The organism is Streptomyces sp. AHA2 (assembly GCF_036857595.1).
In the GTDB taxonomy this organism is placed as follows: Bacteria; Actinomycetota; Actinomycetes; order Streptomycetales; family Streptomycetaceae; genus Streptomyces.
In genome coordinates this window covers 345,366-359,968 of the sequence record NZ_JAUQWJ010000007.1, presented here as the reverse complement: position 1 = coordinate 359,968, position 14,603 = coordinate 345,366, and the positions used below count along the sequence as shown (strand labels likewise).

The window sequence follows — 14,603 nt, the reverse complement described above, 5'->3', positions numbered from 1 at the left end:
GGACACCACAAGCGGTGCGGGGGCCGAACCGCCGCAGGTGACCGGGCCGCCGGGCCGCCGGACCGCGGCGGGGCCCCCGGACCGTGACCGTGACTGGACCGCCGGACCGCGGCAGGGTCCCCGGACCGGGACTGTGACCGGGCCGCCTAACCATGGCAGGGCCCCCGGACCGGACCGTGACCGGCCCCCCTGGAGCGTGACCGGCCCCTGGACCGTGACCCGGCCGCCGCACGTGACCGGGGCGGCGGGACGTCACAGTACCCGCCCGGTTCTGCGCTGCGGCCGCGGCCTCCTCGTGTCTGTCCTGTGGACCGGCCCCGAGCTCTCGATGCGCGGCCCCGTGGGAAGGGATTTGCATCTGTGCTCCTCATTGACGTAACGTTGCATTCATCGCCGCGGGGTGGAGCAGCTCGGTAGCTCGCTGGGCTCATAACCCAGAGGTCGCAGGTTCAAATCCTGTCCCCGCTACTGATGGCCGAGGGCCGGAGTCCGAAAAGGATTCCGGCCCTCGGTCGTTCCTCGTGCGATGCGGCGAAGGCTCATCCGTATGCAGCACAAAGCCCCGGCACCCATCGGTGCCGGGGCTTTCGTGTGGAGACTCTAGGCCGCCGCGCAGTTCGGGCAGACGCCGCGGTACGTCACCTCGACATCGGAGACGGTGAAGCCGAAGCGCTCCGAGTCGGGCAGGTCCGCCAGCGGGTTGCCGACCGGGTGGACGTCGCGGATCGCGCCGCACTGGGCGCAGACCAGGTGGTGGTGCGGCCGGTGGGCGTTCGGGTCGTACCGCTTGGCGCGCTGGTCGGTGGAGACCTCCAGCACCTCGCCGAGGGTCACGAGCTCACCGAGGGTGTTGTAGACGGTCGCCCGGGAGATCTCCGGCAGCTTGGCGACGGCCCGGGCGTGGACCTCGTCGGCCGTCAGATGGACGTGTTCGCCGTCGAGGACCTCGGCCACGACGCGCCGCTGCGCGGTCATCCGCCATCCGCGTCCGCGCAGGCGTTCCAGAAGGTCACTCATGGCCACCAGCCTAACAGCTAAGGGGACCAGGTCCCGAACAGGTGTGAGATTGGAGTCTCACTTGCTTTAGACAATGTCTATTGTAGGATCGAGAACGGCTTTGGCCAAGGGACAGGTTTGACCAGTATGGGTGCAGGAGGCGCACGTGACGCAGGGACCGCTTACGACGGAGGCCGGAGCTCCGGTCGCCGACAATCAGAACAGCGAGACCGCGGGCGTCGGCGGCCCCGTGCTCGTCCAGGACCAGCTCCTGCTGGAGAAGCTGGCCCACTTCAACCGGGAGCGCATCCCGGAGCGGGTGGTGCACGCCCGCGGTGCCGGCGCGTACGGCACCTTCACGGTGACGGCCGACGTCACGCCCTACACGCGTGCCGCGTTCCTCAACGAGATCGGCAAGCAGACCGAGGTCTTCCTGCGCTTCTCGACCGTGGCCGGAAACCTCGGCGCGGCGGACGCCGTGCGCGACCCGCGCGGTTTCGCGCTGAAGTTCTACACCGAGGAGGGCAACTACGACCTCGTCGGCAACAACACCCCGGTGTTCTTCATCAAGGACGCCATCAAGTTCCCGGACTTCATCCACACCCAGAAGCGCGACCCGTACACCGGATCCACCGAGGCGGACAACGTCTGGGACTTCTGGAGCCTCTCGCCCGAGTCGACGCACCAGGTGACCTGGCTGTTCGGTGACCGGGGCATCCCCGCCTCCTACCGCCACATGGACGGCTTCGGCTCGCACACCTTCCAGTGGAACAACGAGGCCGGCGAGGCCTTCTGGGTCAAGTACCACTTCAAGACCGACCAGGGCATCAAGAACCTCACCAGCGCGGAGGCCGCGCGGCTCGCCGGTGAGGACCCCGACTCCCACCAGCGTGACCTGCGCGAGGCCATCGAGCGGGGCGAGTACCCGACCTGGACCGTCGGCGTGCAGATCATGCCGGTGGCCGAGGCGGCGACGTACCGGTTCAACCCGTTCGACCTGACCAAGGTCTGGCCGCACGCGGACTACCCGGTCGTCGAGATCGGCAAGCTGGAGCTGAACCGCAACCCGGAGAACATCTTCGCCGAGGTCGAGCAGTCGGTCTTCAGCCCCGCCCACTTCGTGCCGGGCATCGGCCCCTCCCCGGACAAGATGCTCCAGGGCCGCCTCTTCGCGTACGGCGACGCCCACCGCTACCGCGTCGGCATCAACGCCGACCACCTGCCGGTGAACCGCCCGCACGCCACGGTGGCGCGCACCCACTCGCGGGACGGCCACCTCTACGACGGCCGCCACGGGGGCGCGAAGAACTACGAGCCCAACAGCTTCGGCGGACCGTTCCAGACGGACCGTCCGCTGTGGTCGGCCGTCGCCGTGGGCGGCACCACCGGCAACCACGAGGCGCCCGTGCACGCCGAGGACGACGACTTCGTGCAGGCGGGCAACCTCTACCGGCTCATGTCGGAGGACGAGAAGGAGCGCCTGATCGCCAACCTGGCGGGCTTCATCGCCAAGGTCTCGCGCGACGACATCGTCGAGCGGGCGATCGACAACTTCCGTCGGGCCGACGGAGACTACGGCAAGCGGCTGGAGGCCGCGGTCCAGGCCCTGCGCGGCTGAACTCCAGCGCTGGACCGCTTGCGGTAGTGGACGGGCCGGGTCCCCATCAGGGGGCCCGGCCCGTCCGTGCGTCTAGGCGGGAACGCGCTGACGCGCGGGCACCCAGCAGCGGATGATGTCGCGGACCGAGACGATGCCGGCGGGTTCGCCGCCGTCCAGCACGATCAGGTGCCGGAATCCGCCGTGGGTCATGGCGACCGCCGCCTCCTCCAAAGTCCAGGACGGAGCGGCGAACACGACGTCGGTGGTGGTGTGGGCGTGGGCGTGTTCCGTGTCCGGGTCCTGGCCCAGGCCCACGGAGTTGAGGATGTCGCGTTCGGTGAGGATGCCGATGCCGCCGGCATCGGGGTCGTGGACGACGGCCGCGCCCACCCGGCGTGCCGACATCAGTGCGGCGGCCTGGCGCAGGGTGTGGGTCGGTCCGATGGTGAGGACGACGGTGCTCATGGCGTCACGGACGAGCATGAAAGGAGCCACCTCCTGGGAGTGGTCCCGCAGCTTGTTCATGATTTCACAAGTTCACAAGCCGGGGGACTCTCAGAGTGGCAGGCAAAGGGACGGTCAAACAAGAGGTGGGCTCGTAACAACAGGGCGCTCAGTAGCGCTGGTTGAGGTACCCCAGCAGCTCGTCGTGGAGCAGGCCGTTCGACGCGGCGGCGTTGCCGCTGTGCGGGCCCGGGCGGGAGTCCAGCCCGGTGAAGGTGCCCCCGGCCTCCGTGACGACGATCGCGGTGGCGGCCATGTCCCACAGGGACAGCTCCGGTTCGGCGCACATGTCGACCGCGCCCTCCGCGACCATCATGTACGGCCAGAAGTCGCCGTACGCGCGCGTGCGCCACACCGCGCGGGTCAGGTCGAGGAAGCCGTCGAGCCGGCCCTGCTCCTCCCAGCCGGTGAGCGAGGAGTAGGCGAAGGAGGCGTCGGCGAGCTTCGAGACGCGCGAGACCTGCAGCCGGGACGCCTTGGTGAGGCTGCGGCCGGTGTACGCGCCGTGGCCCTTCGCCGCCCACCAGCGGCGGCCCAGGGCCGGGGCGGATACGACGCCCACCACGGGCTGGAACCCACCCTCGCCGGCTTCCATCAGGGAGATGAGCGTGGCCCAGACGGGGACGCCGCGGACGTAGTTCTTGGTGCCGTCGATCGGGTCGATCACCCAGCGGCGCGGGCCGGTGCCCTCGACGCCGTACTCCTCGCCGAGGATCGCGTCCCTCGGCCGGGCGCGCTGGAGCTGACCGCGGATGAGCTCCTCTGCGGCCTTGTCCGCCTCGCTGACCGGGGTCATGTCCGGTTTGGTCTCGACCTTGAGGTCGAGGGCCTTGAAGCGGTCCGTCGTCGCGGCGTCGGCGGCGTCGGCGAGGACGTGTGCGAGACGCAGGTCGTCGAGGTAGTCGGGCATGTGACGAACCTATCGGCCGAGGTGGGCGTGGGGCCACCGGGGGCTTGTGGGCGCGGCGAGCGGGCGTGCGACACGGCGGCGGGGGGCGGCAGGGGAGTGACCGCGGGTGCGGGCGGTGCCGAGGGGCGGGGCCGCCGGGGTGAACGCCTCGCGCGATACGGCCGGAATGCGCCCCCGCGCCCGCAGGGGTGAACGCCCCGCGTGATGCGGCCGGAACGCGCCCCCGCGCGCGTTCGTGGACCCTTGACAGTGGTCGCGCGCGCGTCAAACCTGGGCGCAGAGCCGCTCGCTCGCCCCAAGGGGAGGCGATGATGCCTGCAGCGCGGGAATCTCTACTGGACGCCGCCTACACGGCGCTGGCGCGCCGGCCCTGGTCCACCGTGCGGATGGTGGACGTGGCCGCGGCGGCGGGGGTGTCCCGGCAGACGCTGTACAACGAGTTCGGCAGCAAGGACGGCCTCGCCAGGGCCCTGGTGCGCAGGGAGGCCGACGGATACCTGGCCGGGGTCGACCGGGCGCTCGCCGCGCACACCGATCCCCGCGAGCGGATCACCGCCACCGCCGAGTGGACCGCCTCCGCCGCCCGCGGCAACGCCCTGGTCCGGGCCATGCTCACCGGCTGCTGGAGCGAACGCCTGCCCTCGCCGGTCCTGACCGCCGTGCCGTCCGGTTCCGCCGTCCCGGCCCAGCGGCGCGCCGACGGTCCCCTGCCCTCACCCGCGGACTTCGTCGCCCTGGTCCGCGACCGGGCGGTCATGGCCCTGGCCGGCCCGGGCGCACCCCCGTCCGAGACCGCCGAGCTGGCCCGCTCCTGTGAACTCGCCCTCCGGCTCGCCTTGTCCTGCGTGGCCGCACCGCCGGCCGAGGGCGGCGTCGCCGACCTGGTCCGAGGCGCCCTGCACCTGCAGCCCGGCTGACACCGCGTCCGTCCGGACGGCCCGTGCCGCTTCCGTGCGGACAGCCCGGCGGACGCCCCACCGGCGACGGGCGACGCCCCCGGACCAGCAGCCTTGCCGAGCCGCCGGTTGACGGGCCGTCAGTGCGCCGACCCCGACAACTGCAGGCCGATCACGCCGATGATGACGAAAGTGATCGACACGATCTTCAGCGTCGACACCAGGTCGCCCAGGAAGACCATGCCGTAGATGGCCGTGCCCGCCGCACCGATGCCGGTCCACACCGCGTACGCGGGGCCCACGTCGAGCCTCTTCAACGCCAGCGTCAGCAGCCCGAAACTGCCGAGGGCGAACGCGCAGAACGCGATCGTCGGCCAGAGCCGGGTGAAGCCGTGCGACAGCTTCAGGCACACGGCGAAGCCGGTCTCCAGCAGCCCTGCCACGATGACCAGCAGCCACGCCATGAGGTGTCCTCCCGTTAGCCACGTCCGGTGACCGCTACGTCCGGGTCCGTCGAGTTTTGGTCAGGCTTGCATCCGGCTCGGTGCGATTATGCACTTACCGTCCACGGGCCAGGACAAACAACGCGGAGGTCAGTCCCCTTCGGTGTGCTCCCGGGTGGCCAGCAGCCGCCGCAGCGAGTACAGCCGGGCCGGATCCGCGTGCCCCTCGGCCACCCAGGCGTCCAGCGCACAGTCCGGCTCGTCGTGACTGCACGCGCGGGGGCAGCCCTCGGTGCCGGGCTCCAGGTCGGGAAAGGCGTGGATGACCCGGGACGGGTCGACGTGGTTCAGCCCGAAGGACCGCACGCCGGGAGTGTCGATCACCCAGCCGTCACCACCGGACAGCGGCAGGGCCAGCGCCGAGGTGGTGGTGTGCCGGCCGCGGCCCGTCACCGCGTTCACGTGCCCGGTCGAACGGCGCCGCTCCTCCGGCACCAGCGCGTTGACCAGCGTCGTCTTGCCGACCCCGGAGTGGCCGACGAAGGCGGTGATCCTGCCGTCGAGCTGCTCGCGCACCCGGGCCACGGCCACGCCGCTCTCCAGCTCCGCGCGGCTGGTGACCACGTAGGGGATGTCCAGGTCGCCGTACAGCTCCAGCAGCTTCTCGGGCGGGGCGAGGTCGGACTTGGTGAGGACCAGCAGCGGTTCGAGACCGCCGTCGTAGGCCGCGACCAGGCAGCGGTCGATCAGCCGGGGGCGGGGCTCCGGGTCGGCCAGGGCGGTGACGACCGCCAGCTGGTCGGCGTTGGCCACGACCACCCGCTCGTACGGATCGTCGTCGTCGGCCGTGCGGCGCAGCACGGAGGTGCGCTTCCCGATGCGCACGATCCGCGCCAGCGTGTCCTTCTTCCCGGACAGGTCGCCCACCAGGGCCACCCGGTCGCCCACGACCGCGGCCTTGCGGCCCAGTTCGCGGGCCTTCATCGCCATCACCACGCGGTCCTCGACCAGGCACGTCAGGCGGCCCCGGTCGACGGTCAGCACGAGGCCCTCGGCGGCGTCGTCGTGCTTGGGCCGGATGTTCGTCCGGGGCCGGGTGTTGCGGCGGCCCGGACGGGTGCGGATGTCGTCCTCGTCGGTGTGCTTGCCGTAGCGGCGCATGACCTGGTCCCCGCCCTACGCCCCGAGCATCCCGGTCCACAGGTCGGGGAAGTCCGGCAGGGTCTTGGCGGTCGTCGCCACGTTCTCGATCTGCACGCCCTCGACCGCGAGGCCGATGATCGCGCCGGCCGTGGCCATGCGGTGGTCGTCGTAGGTGTGGAAGATGCCGCCGTGCAGCCGGCGCGGGCGGATGTGCAGGCCGTCGGCGGTCTCGGTGACGTCACCGCCGAGTTCGTTGATCTCCTTGGTCAGCGCGGCCAGCCGGTCCGTCTCGTGCAGGCGCAGGTGGGCCACACCGCGCAGGGTCGACGGGGAGTCGGCCAGGGCGGCCACGGCCGCGATCCCCGGCGTCAGCTCGCCGACCTCGCTCAGGTCGACGTCGATGCCGTGGATCGAACCGGAGCCGGTGAACACCAGGCCGTACTCGGTCAGTTCGCAGGAACCGCCCATCTCGGTGAAGATCTCGCGCAGCTTGTCACCGGGCTGGGTGGTGCGGGCCGGCCAGTCCGGGACGACGACCTTGCCGCCGGTGACCAGCGCCGCCGCCAGGAACGGCTGGGCGTTGGACAGGTCCGGCTCGATCACCAGGTCCCGGCCGAGCAGGGCACCCGGCGTCACCCGCCAGACGTTCGGCTCACCGCCCGACTCCGGCGTGTCCACCTGCGCGCCGACCGCGCGCAGCATGTCGACGGTCATCCGGATGTGCGGCAGGGAGGGCAGCGTGGCGCCGGTGTGGCGGACCTCGACGCCCTGGTTGAAGCGCGGGCCGGACAGCAGCAGCGCGCTGACGAACTGCGACGAGGAGGACGCGTCGATCGACACCGGCCCGCCGTCCAGGGCGCCGCTGCCGTGCACCGTCATCGGCAGCGCGCCGCGACCGTCGTCGTCGATCCGGGCGCCGAGCAGGCGCAGGGCGTCGATCACGCCGTTCAGGGGGCGCTCGTAGGAGCGGGGGTCGCCGTCGAAGCGGACGGGGCCGTCGGCGAGCGCGGCCACCGGCGGCAGGAACCGCATCACCGTGCCGGCGTTGCCGACGTCGACCGTGGCCGGGCCGCGCAGACCCGTCGGCAGCACACGCCAGGCCTCGCCGGTGCCGTCGGGGCCCACGCCCTCCTCGATCTCGACGCCCAGCGCGCGCAGCGCGCCGGCCATCAGCAGCGTGTCGCGGGAGCGCAGCGGGCGGCGCAGCCAGCCCGGCTCGGAGGCGAGGGCGGCCAGCACCAGGGCTCGGTTGGTGACGGACTTGGACCCCGGCACGTGGACCGTCGCGTCGACGGCTCCGCTCGCGTGCGGGGCGGGCCAGAGGGCGGTTTCTGCGGTGTTCGGGGCCATGCCTTTACTTTATCGGCAGGGCGTGCCGCGGATGCCGCGCCGGCGGGCCGGCGGCGCCCGCACGGCGGCGCCGGACGCCCGCACGGCGGAGCCGGACGACGGCACGCACGGTGGCCGCGCGGGGGACCCGCACAGCGGCACGACCCCGTTCGGGTGCGACGCAGCCGCGGTACGTCACAGGCCCAGCAGCCAGCGGCCGCCGCCGAGCAGGGAGCACAGCGACACCGCGTGGAACAGGAAGAACCACAGGCCCGCAGGTACGTGCGTCAGGCGTGAGAGCTGGTCCGCGTCCGAGTCGCCGGCCCCGCCCCGGGACCGCTTCGCCTGCAGTTCGAATGCCGGCCGCACCCCGCCGACCAGCAGGAACCACACCACCGCGTACGCGAAGGCCGCCTGCACCTGCGGCCCGGCCAGCCACGACACCACGACGAACAGCCCGCCGGTGAGGAGCATGGTCAGGGCGCCGTAGGCGTTGCGGATCATCACGAGCATCGCGAGCAGCAGGGCCGTCGCCAGCCACAGCAGAAGCGTGATGCGGCCGGCGCCGAGCAGGGCGGCGCCGCCGAGGCCGAGCAGGGGCGGGGCCGTGTAGCCGGCGGCTGCCGTGAGGATCATGCCGATGCCGTGCGGCTTGCCACGGCTGACCGTCAGGCCGCTGGTGTCCGAGTGCAGCCGGATGCCGGTCAGCGTGCGGCCGGTGAGCAGGGCCACGAGCCCGTGCCCGCCCTCGTGGGCGATGGTGATGGCGTTGCGGGAGACGCGCCACAGGCCGTGCGGGACCACCACGGCGAGCGCGGCGGCCAGGGTCGCGATCACCACCCACAGATCGGGCTCGGGCTGGGTGCCGGCGACCTCGTCCCAGAGGGAGGCGAGCGAGGCGGATGCTATGTGGTCCATGTCGGCGGGGGGCTCCTCCGGGTCGCGCGGGTCTGGCAGTGTGGCACGTCTGCGCGGACGGTACCGAAAGACGCCTCGGAGCCGGCGATCGTTCCCGACTCTGCCACCCTTGGACCCGTCCGGACCGGCGCCGGCCCGGACGGGTTCTGACGTGTGCGCAGGTCGGAGGGGTAGGACACACATGTGCGGACGGTATGCGGCCAGTCGCAGCCCGGAGGAGCTCGCGGGGATCTTCGGGATCGAGAAGTGGGAGCCGGAGGAGACCCTCGCGCCCGACTACAACGTGGCGCCCACCAAAGAGGTCCACGCCGTCCTGGACCGCCCCCTGAAGGACGCGGACGACCCGCGGCCCGTCCGGCAGCTGCGCCGGCTGAAATGGGGCCTGGTGCCGTCCTGGGCGAAGACCCCCGACGGCGGAGCCCGGATGATCAACGCCCGCGCGGAGACCGTGCACGAGAAGCCCTCCTACCGCCGCGCCTTCACCTCCCGGCGCTGCATCCTGCCCGCCGACGGCTACTACGAGTGGGTCACCGGCACCCAGGAGCGCGAGCTGGAGGTCGAGGGACGCAGGAAGCGGCCCCGCAAGCAGCCCTACTTCGTGACTCCGGCGGACGGGTCGGTCTTCGCCATGGCCGGCCTCTACGAGTTCTGGCGGGACAGGACCCTGCCCGACGACCACCCGCTCGCCTGGTGGGTGACGTGCTCGGTGATCACGACGGAGGCCGAGACGGGCCCGCTCGCGGTGTCCCCCGCCGAGGGGCCGAGGGCACTGGCCGACATCCACCCGCGGATGCCGCTGATGCTGACCCCCGACCGCTGGGACGCCTGGCTGGACCCCGCCCGTACCGACCCCGACGGGCTGCGCGGCCTGCTCGCGCCGCCGCCCTCCGGGCTGATGCGGGCCTACCCCGTCGCCACGGCCGTCAGCAACGTCCGCAACAACGGGCCGGAGCTGCTGAAGGAGCTGGACGGGCCCGAGGAGGGCACACTCTTCTGACGTGACGCGACGAAAGAAGGCGGCCGGCCCGGACACCGAGACCGTCGAGACCGACGCCGGCACCGCCCGGATCACCTGGCACCGGGCCCCGGAGCCCCGGCTCGTGCTCGCCGTGGGCCACGGCGCGGGCGGTGGCATCGAGGCCCGCGACCTGGTGGCCCTGGCCGACGTCCTGCCCGCCCACGGCGTGACCGTCGCCCGGGTCGAGCAGCCCTGGCGGGTGGCGGGCAGGAAACTCGCGCCCGCTCCGAAGACCCTGGACATCGGCTGGCGGGGCCTGTGGCCCGCGCTGGCCGCCCCGGGCCTGCCGGTCGTCGCCGGCGGCCGCAGCGCCGGGGCCCGGGTGGCCTGCCGCACCGCCGGCGAGCTGGGCGCCCACGCCGTGCTCGCGCTCGGCTTCCCCCTCCACCCGCCCGGCAAGCCGGACAGGTCCCGCGCCGCGGAACTGCTGGGCGCGGGGGTGCCCACCCTGGTCGTGCAGGGCGGCAACGACCCCTTCGGCAGGCCCGCGGAGTTCCCCGACGGGCCGTACCGGCTCGTGGAGGTTCCGTACGGGGACCACGGGTTCGCCGTGCCCAAACGTGCGGAGATCTCGCAGGAGGAGGCCGTGGCGGTCATCACGGACGCGGTGGCGCAGTGGACCGGGTCACTCGGGTGAGGCTGCGGGAATGCCGGGGCGGCGGTCTCTGTTGTGCGGGGCGTACGTGCCGGAGACCGGCACCGACGCCGTAGGAGAGGGAGTCTGCCGCATGGGTTCGACCATCTGCCCGCCCGTCACCCGCCCCGTGGACGGGCTGCGCCCGGCAGGATCCGATGCGACCCGCAGCAGCCGCGCCGACCTGGACTGGACGGTGCTGCACGCGGCCAGGACCGCCCCTGTTCGGGCGGCGGGCGGACCGGATCGTCGTCTATCCTCCGATTCGAGTGGGGCCGGCCTCGGTCTCACGAGAGCAATCGAGGAGGTGGGTCCGGTCACTGGGACCGACGCAGGGACCGACAACGGCCAGGCGGAGCAGCCCGAGGGCCAGGGCGGCACGAGCACGGAGACAGCGACCGAGCGCAGCGCGCGCTTCGAGCGGGACGCGCTCGAGTTCCTCGACCAGATGTACTCGGCCGCGCTGCGCATGACGCGCAATCCGGCCGACGCCGAGGACCTGGTGCAGGAGACGTACGCCAAGGCGTACGCGTCCTTCCACCAGTTCCGCGAGGGCACCAACCTCAAGGCGTGGTTGTACCGGATCCTCACCAACACCTTCATCAACTCGTACCGCAAGAAGCAGCGCGAACCGCAGCGCTCCGCGGCCGAGGAGATCGAGGACTGGCAGCTCGCCCGCGCCGAGTCGCACATGTCGACGGGCCTGCGCTCCGCCGAGTCGCAGGCGCTCGACCACCTGCCCGACTCGGACGTGAAGGAAGCGCTCCAGGCGATCCCCGAGGAGTTCCGCATCGCCGTCTACCTGGCGGACGTCGAGGGCTTTGCCTACAAGGAGATCGCCGACATCATGGGGACACCCATCGGTACGGTGATGTCCCGGCTGCACCGGGGCCGCCGTCAGCTGCGCGGCATGCTGGAGGACTACGCCCGTGACCGCGGGATGGTTCCGGCCGGCGCCGGAGAGTCGAACGAAGCGAAAGGCTCGGGGTCATGAGCTGCGGAGAGCCGCACGAGACGGATTGCAGCGAAATCCTCGATCATCTCTACGAGTTCCTCGACCGTGAGATGCCGGACTCGGACTGCGTGAAGTTCGAGCACCACTTCGAGGAGTGCTCGCCCTGCCTCGAGAAGTACGGGCTGGAGCAGGCCGTCAAGAAGCTGGTGAAGCGTTGCTGCGGGCACGACGACGTCCCCGGCGACCTGCGGGACAAGGTGATGGGGCGGATCGAGCTGATCCGCTCCGGCCGGACGGTCCCCGAGCAGGACGTCACGGCGTCGCCCGCCACACCGCAGGAGTCCTGACTCCTCGCGGACACCGCGGGAGTTCCGGCCCTCCCGCGCCGGGGAACCGCCCCGCTCCTGACGGGGTGGTCATCCTCGAACACGTCACTCGAACGTGCGATGCGCGGGCCGTCCGCCCGCGAAGTCCCCTCCCGCCGTCCTAGGCTCCGGGCCTGACCGACATGGCCGGGGAGGGGCTCATGACAGCGGTACCGGCACGGGTACGTGCGTACGTCGCCTGTGTCGTCGGCGCCGCCCTGCTCTGCCTGCTGCCCCCGCCGGGCGGCCGGGCGCACTGGTGGGCGGCCCTGCTGCTCGCCCTGCTGTACGCGGGCTGTGAGCGCGCCGCGCGGTTCGCGGGGATCTCCCAGCCGGCCGGGACCTTCTACCCCGTGCTCCTCGCCGGTGCCTTCCTGTTGCCCGGGCCCGCCGCGGCCCTGGTGGCCGTGCCGGGCGCGCTGCTGTCCCACGTCGAGCACCGGCCCGTGGCGCTGCGGCGGATCTGGCGGGCCGCCGAGCTGGTCCTCGCCGTACGGGCCGCCGCCGAGGTGCACCGCCTTCTCGGCGGCCGGGACGCGGTGGCCGCCGGCGACCTCCCCTGCGCACTCGGTCCCGCCGGGGCGGCCGTGCTGGCCTTCTGCCTGGTGCTCGCGCTGCTCGACGGCGGGATCCTGGCCGTGGGCCCGGGGGCACGGCCCACGCCCCTCGGGCAGTGGGGGAAGGTTCCGGCGCGGTGGGCCTGGCGGGGACTGCTGGCCCGTTCGCTCGCCCCGATCGCCGTGCACGGCCTGGCCGGGCTGATGATGGCCGTTTTGTGGCGAAGCCCCTACGGGCCCGTGGCCGCGCTGCTCGTCCTGCTGCCCATGTGCGTCTCGTGGTGGGCCTTCGCCCAGTACCACCGTGAACGGGGCGCCCACCAGGCGACCATCCGGGCGCTGGTGCAGGCCGTCGACATCAAGGACGGCTACACCCGCGGGCACAGCGAGCGCGTCGGGCAGGCATCCATGATGATCGCCCGCCAGCTGGGCATGGACGACGAGCGTGTCGAGGTGCTGCGCTTCGCCGGGATCCTGCACGACGTCGGCAAGCTCGGCGTGCCCACCCGGCTCCTCAGGAAGGACGGGCCGCTGACCCCCGAGGAGCGGCGGGTGATCGAGCTGCACCCCGAGTACGGGCACGAGATGGTGCGCGGCATCGGCTTCCTCGGCGAGGCCCGCGCGGCCGTGCTGCACCACCACGAACGGCTGGACGGCAGCGGCTACCCCTACGGTCTGGCCGGGCGTCAGATCCCCGAGTCGGCGCGGGTGGTGGCGGTCGCCGACGCCTTCGACGCCATGACCTCCACCCGCAGCTACAGCAGGGCCCGGCCCGTCCCGGTGGCCCTGGCGGAGCTGGAGCGGTGCGCCGGCAGCCAGTTCGACCCCGCGATGGTCACGGCGCTGGTCGAGGCAGTGGGACGGTCCGGGTGGCACCCCGCGGTGACCGCCGGGGACGAGGAGGTCCGCGACCGCACCGGAACACCCCGCGTGCCCCCGCCCGGTGCCCCCGTCGCCGGCCGGCCCGGAGCCCACCGGTGAGCCCGCGGCCGCAGCCGCTGCTCCTCGCCCTCGTACACACCTGCGCCGGCCTCCTGGCCGCCGGTTCCCTCGCCGTCACCCTCTACGACGGACTGGACGAACGCCGTGTCGCCCTGGCCTTCGGCGTCCTCGTCGCCGTCGGGGAACTCGCCCGGCGCAACGACACACACGTCCGGGAACCCGCCCCGCTCGGCGCCGCCGGAGCCCTGTCCTACGCGCTGCTCGGCGAGGCCGGCGGGCACCCCACCCACCACGGCCTCGCCCAGGTCCTCGCCGTCGTACTGGCCGCCTCGCTGCTCGGCAGCGTGCCGCACGTCGCCCGCGGTCAGGGCCCCACCCTCGACCACCTCTCCCGGCGCGTGCTCACCGTCGGCTTCGTCGCCGTCTGCTTCCAGCCCGCGTACAACCGCGGCATGTTCGACGACTGGGGCGGTCCCGCCTACGCGCTGCTGCTGCTGGCGCTGCTGTCCCTGACCGCGCTGTGCGACGCGGTGCTCGGCGCCGCCCTGGCCCACCTGCGCACCGGCTGGCCCTTCGGGCCGGTGCTGCGCGACGAGCTGCGGGCCGCGCACGGCATCGGGACCGCCGTCATCGCGACGGGGGCGGTGATGGCCCTGGCGGTGGCCGTCGTGGGCCTGTGGGCGCTGCCGGTGTTCTCCGTGCCGCTGCTGCTCGCCCAGATGTCCTTCCGGCGCTACGCGGCCGTCCGGGCGACCTACCGGCAGACCATCGCCTCCCTCGCCCGGGCCACCGAGGTCGCCGGCTGCACCCCCGCCGGGCACGCCCGCCGGGTCGCCGCGGTCAGCCGGGCCGTCGGCCGTGACCTGGGCCTCACCGAACCCGAGCTCGCGGTCCTGGAGTACGCCGCGCTCATGCACGACATCGGCCAGCTCAGCCTCGTCGACCCCGTGCCCGCCGGTGCCACCGCAGCGCTGCCCCCCGCGGAGCAACGGCGCATCGCGCTGCTCGGCGCGGCGGTCGTCCGGCAGACCGGCGTGGACGAGGCCGTCGCCGTGGTCGTGGAGCGGCAGGCCGACCCCTACCCCGAGCAGCCGCTCGCCGCGCGAATCGTCCGGGCCGTGAACGCGTACGAGGAGAAGTCCCGGGAAGGAGGGCCCGGCGGGCCGCTGACGGCGCTGGAGGAACTCCGGCTCGCCACCGCCGGGACGTATGCGCCGGAGGTGGTGGAATCACTGGCCCGCGTACTGGCAAGGAGCAGTCTGACGCTGCCCGTGGCTGGGTAACCCATGGGTAATGAGCGCCCCCGCGGCCGTACGTGGTTGGATGCGAAGGAGAAGGTGTCCGGGGGCTCGAAACACAGCTACGGCCAGCCCACCGCACGGAACTGGCAGGC

General features: G+C 72.7%; 15 protein-coding genes and 1 tRNA gene. 9 read left to right on the top strand and 7 right to left on the bottom strand.

The genetic code is table 11. The features are described 5' to 3' along the window. Positions 1-394 precede the first annotated feature (394 nt). A tRNA-Met gene (locus Q5694_RS17800) sits at positions 395-468 on the top strand. A gap of 132 nt (positions 469-600) precedes the next feature. On the opposite strand, the gene Q5694_RS17795 is transcribed toward Q5694_RS17800, so the two are convergent. Next, positions 601-1,017: a Fur family transcriptional regulator gene (locus Q5694_RS17795; protein WP_309095379.1), complete on the bottom strand. Its 417-nt coding sequence runs from the start codon at positions 1,015-1,017 to the stop codon at positions 601-603. Between the two features lie 145 nt (positions 1,018-1,162). Between Q5694_RS17795 and Q5694_RS17790 the strand changes: the two genes are divergently transcribed. Continuing rightward, complete coding sequence (locus Q5694_RS17790; protein ID WP_333934079.1) at positions 1,163-2,614, top strand: catalase; 1,452 nt, start codon at positions 1,163-1,165, stop codon at positions 2,612-2,614. Between the two features lie 72 nt (positions 2,615-2,686). On the opposite strand, the gene Q5694_RS17785 is transcribed toward Q5694_RS17790, so the two are convergent. After that, complete coding sequence (locus tag Q5694_RS17785; RefSeq protein WP_333934092.1) at positions 2,687-3,079, bottom strand: CBS domain-containing protein; 393 nt, start codon at positions 3,077-3,079, stop codon at positions 2,687-2,689. A 130-nt stretch (positions 3,080-3,209) separates the two neighbouring features. After that, positions 3,210-4,010 (bottom strand): histidinol-phosphatase, encoded by an 801-nt coding sequence (gene hisN / locus Q5694_RS17780; RefSeq protein ID WP_333934078.1) that lies wholly within the window; start codon positions 4,008-4,010, stop codon positions 3,210-3,212. A gap of 308 nt (positions 4,011-4,318) precedes the next feature. Between hisN and Q5694_RS17775 the strand changes: the two genes are divergently transcribed. Further along, complete coding sequence (locus Q5694_RS17775; RefSeq protein WP_333934077.1) at positions 4,319-4,927, top strand: TetR/AcrR family transcriptional regulator; 609 nt, start codon at positions 4,319-4,321, stop codon at positions 4,925-4,927. A gap of 119 nt (positions 4,928-5,046) precedes the next feature. On the opposite strand, the gene Q5694_RS17770 is transcribed toward Q5694_RS17775, so the two are convergent. The 4 genes from Q5694_RS17770 to Q5694_RS17755 all read right to left on the bottom strand — a co-directional run bounded on the left by Q5694_RS17770 (position 5,047) and on the right by Q5694_RS17755 (position 8,739). Beyond that, positions 5,047-5,370, bottom strand: coding sequence for a DMT family transporter (locus tag Q5694_RS17770; RefSeq protein ID WP_333934076.1), 324 nt, complete (start codon positions 5,368-5,370; stop codon positions 5,047-5,049). 129 nt (positions 5,371-5,499) lie between these two features. Then, positions 5,500-6,510 (bottom strand): ribosome small subunit-dependent GTPase A, encoded by a 1,011-nt coding sequence (gene rsgA, locus Q5694_RS17765; protein WP_333934075.1) that lies wholly within the window; start codon positions 6,508-6,510, stop codon positions 5,500-5,502. Positions 6,511-6,525: 15 nt separating this feature from the next. Then, positions 6,526-7,842, bottom strand: a complete 1,317-nt coding sequence (aroA, locus tag Q5694_RS17760) for a 3-phosphoshikimate 1-carboxyvinyltransferase (protein ID WP_333934074.1) — start codon at positions 7,840-7,842, stop codon at positions 6,526-6,528. 174 nt (positions 7,843-8,016) lie between these two features. Beyond that, a complete protein-coding gene (locus Q5694_RS17755; RefSeq protein ID WP_333934073.1) occupies positions 8,017-8,739 on the bottom strand; it encodes a M50 family metallopeptidase in 723 nt (240 codons plus the stop codon). Positions 8,740-8,920: 181 nt separating this feature from the next. Here Q5694_RS17755 and Q5694_RS17750 point away from each other — a divergent pair, with 181 nt between their 5' ends. From Q5694_RS17750 to Q5694_RS17725, 6 genes are all read left to right on the top strand, one after another. Beyond that, entirely contained in the window at positions 8,921-9,736 is an 816-nt protein-coding gene (locus tag Q5694_RS17750) for an SOS response-associated peptidase (protein WP_333934072.1), read from the top strand. A 1-nt stretch (position 9,737) separates the two neighbouring features. Further along, positions 9,738-10,394, top strand: a complete 657-nt coding sequence (locus tag Q5694_RS17745) for an alpha/beta hydrolase family protein (protein ID WP_333934071.1) — start codon at positions 9,738-9,740, stop codon at positions 10,392-10,394. A gap of 304 nt (positions 10,395-10,698) precedes the next feature. After that, complete coding sequence (sigR, locus tag Q5694_RS17740; protein ID WP_333934068.1) at positions 10,699-11,385, top strand: RNA polymerase sigma factor SigR; 687 nt, start codon at positions 10,699-10,701, stop codon at positions 11,383-11,385. Next, entirely contained in the window at positions 11,382-11,693 is a 312-nt protein-coding gene (gene rsrA / locus Q5694_RS17735; protein ID WP_333934067.1) for a mycothiol system anti-sigma-R factor, read from the top strand. The genes sigR and rsrA overlap by 4 nt, the downstream gene beginning before the upstream one ends. Before the next feature lie 179 nt (positions 11,694-11,872). Continuing rightward, entirely contained in the window at positions 11,873-13,249 is a 1,377-nt protein-coding gene (locus Q5694_RS17730) for an HD-GYP domain-containing protein (protein ID WP_333934066.1), read from the top strand. Further along, positions 13,246-14,493, top strand: coding sequence for an HD-GYP domain-containing protein (locus tag Q5694_RS17725; protein WP_333934065.1), 1,248 nt, complete (start codon positions 13,246-13,248; stop codon positions 14,491-14,493). The genes Q5694_RS17730 and Q5694_RS17725 overlap by 4 nt, the downstream gene beginning before the upstream one ends. The last annotated feature ends 110 nt before the right edge of the window (positions 14,494-14,603 follow it).

What these genes read in the sequence shown, in the direction of transcription:
- Q5694_RS17795 (WP_309095379.1), bottom strand. Translation starts at nt 1,017, where the DNA reads ATGAGTGACCTTCTGGAACGCCTGCGCGGACGCGGATGGCGGATGACC.
- Q5694_RS17775 (WP_333934077.1), top strand. Translation starts at nt 4,319, where the DNA reads ATGATGCCTGCAGCGCGGGAATCTCTACTGGACGCCGCCTACACGGCG.
- Q5694_RS17785 (WP_333934092.1), bottom strand. Translation starts at nt 3,079, where the DNA reads ATGCTCGTCCGTGACGCCATGAGCACCGTCGTCCTCACCATCGGACCG.
- Q5694_RS17755 (WP_333934073.1), bottom strand. Translation starts at nt 8,739, where the DNA reads ATGGACCACATAGCATCCGCCTCGCTCGCCTCCCTCTGGGACGAGGTC.
- Q5694_RS17730 (WP_333934066.1), top strand. Translation starts at nt 11,873, where the DNA reads ATGACAGCGGTACCGGCACGGGTACGTGCGTACGTCGCCTGTGTCGTC.
- rsgA (WP_333934075.1), bottom strand. Translation starts at nt 6,510, where the DNA reads ATGCGCCGCTACGGCAAGCACACCGACGAGGACGACATCCGCACCCGT.
- rsrA (WP_333934067.1), top strand. Translation starts at nt 11,382, where the DNA reads ATGAGCTGCGGAGAGCCGCACGAGACGGATTGCAGCGAAATCCTCGAT.
- hisN (WP_333934078.1), bottom strand. Translation starts at nt 4,010, where the DNA reads ATGCCCGACTACCTCGACGACCTGCGTCTCGCACACGTCCTCGCCGAC.
- Q5694_RS17750 (WP_333934072.1), top strand. Translation starts at nt 8,921, where the DNA reads ATGTGCGGACGGTATGCGGCCAGTCGCAGCCCGGAGGAGCTCGCGGGG.
- Q5694_RS17770 (WP_333934076.1), bottom strand. Translation starts at nt 5,370, where the DNA reads ATGGCGTGGCTGCTGGTCATCGTGGCAGGGCTGCTGGAGACCGGCTTC.
- aroA (WP_333934074.1), bottom strand. Translation starts at nt 7,842, where the DNA reads ATGGCCCCGAACACCGCAGAAACCGCCCTCTGGCCCGCCCCGCACGCG.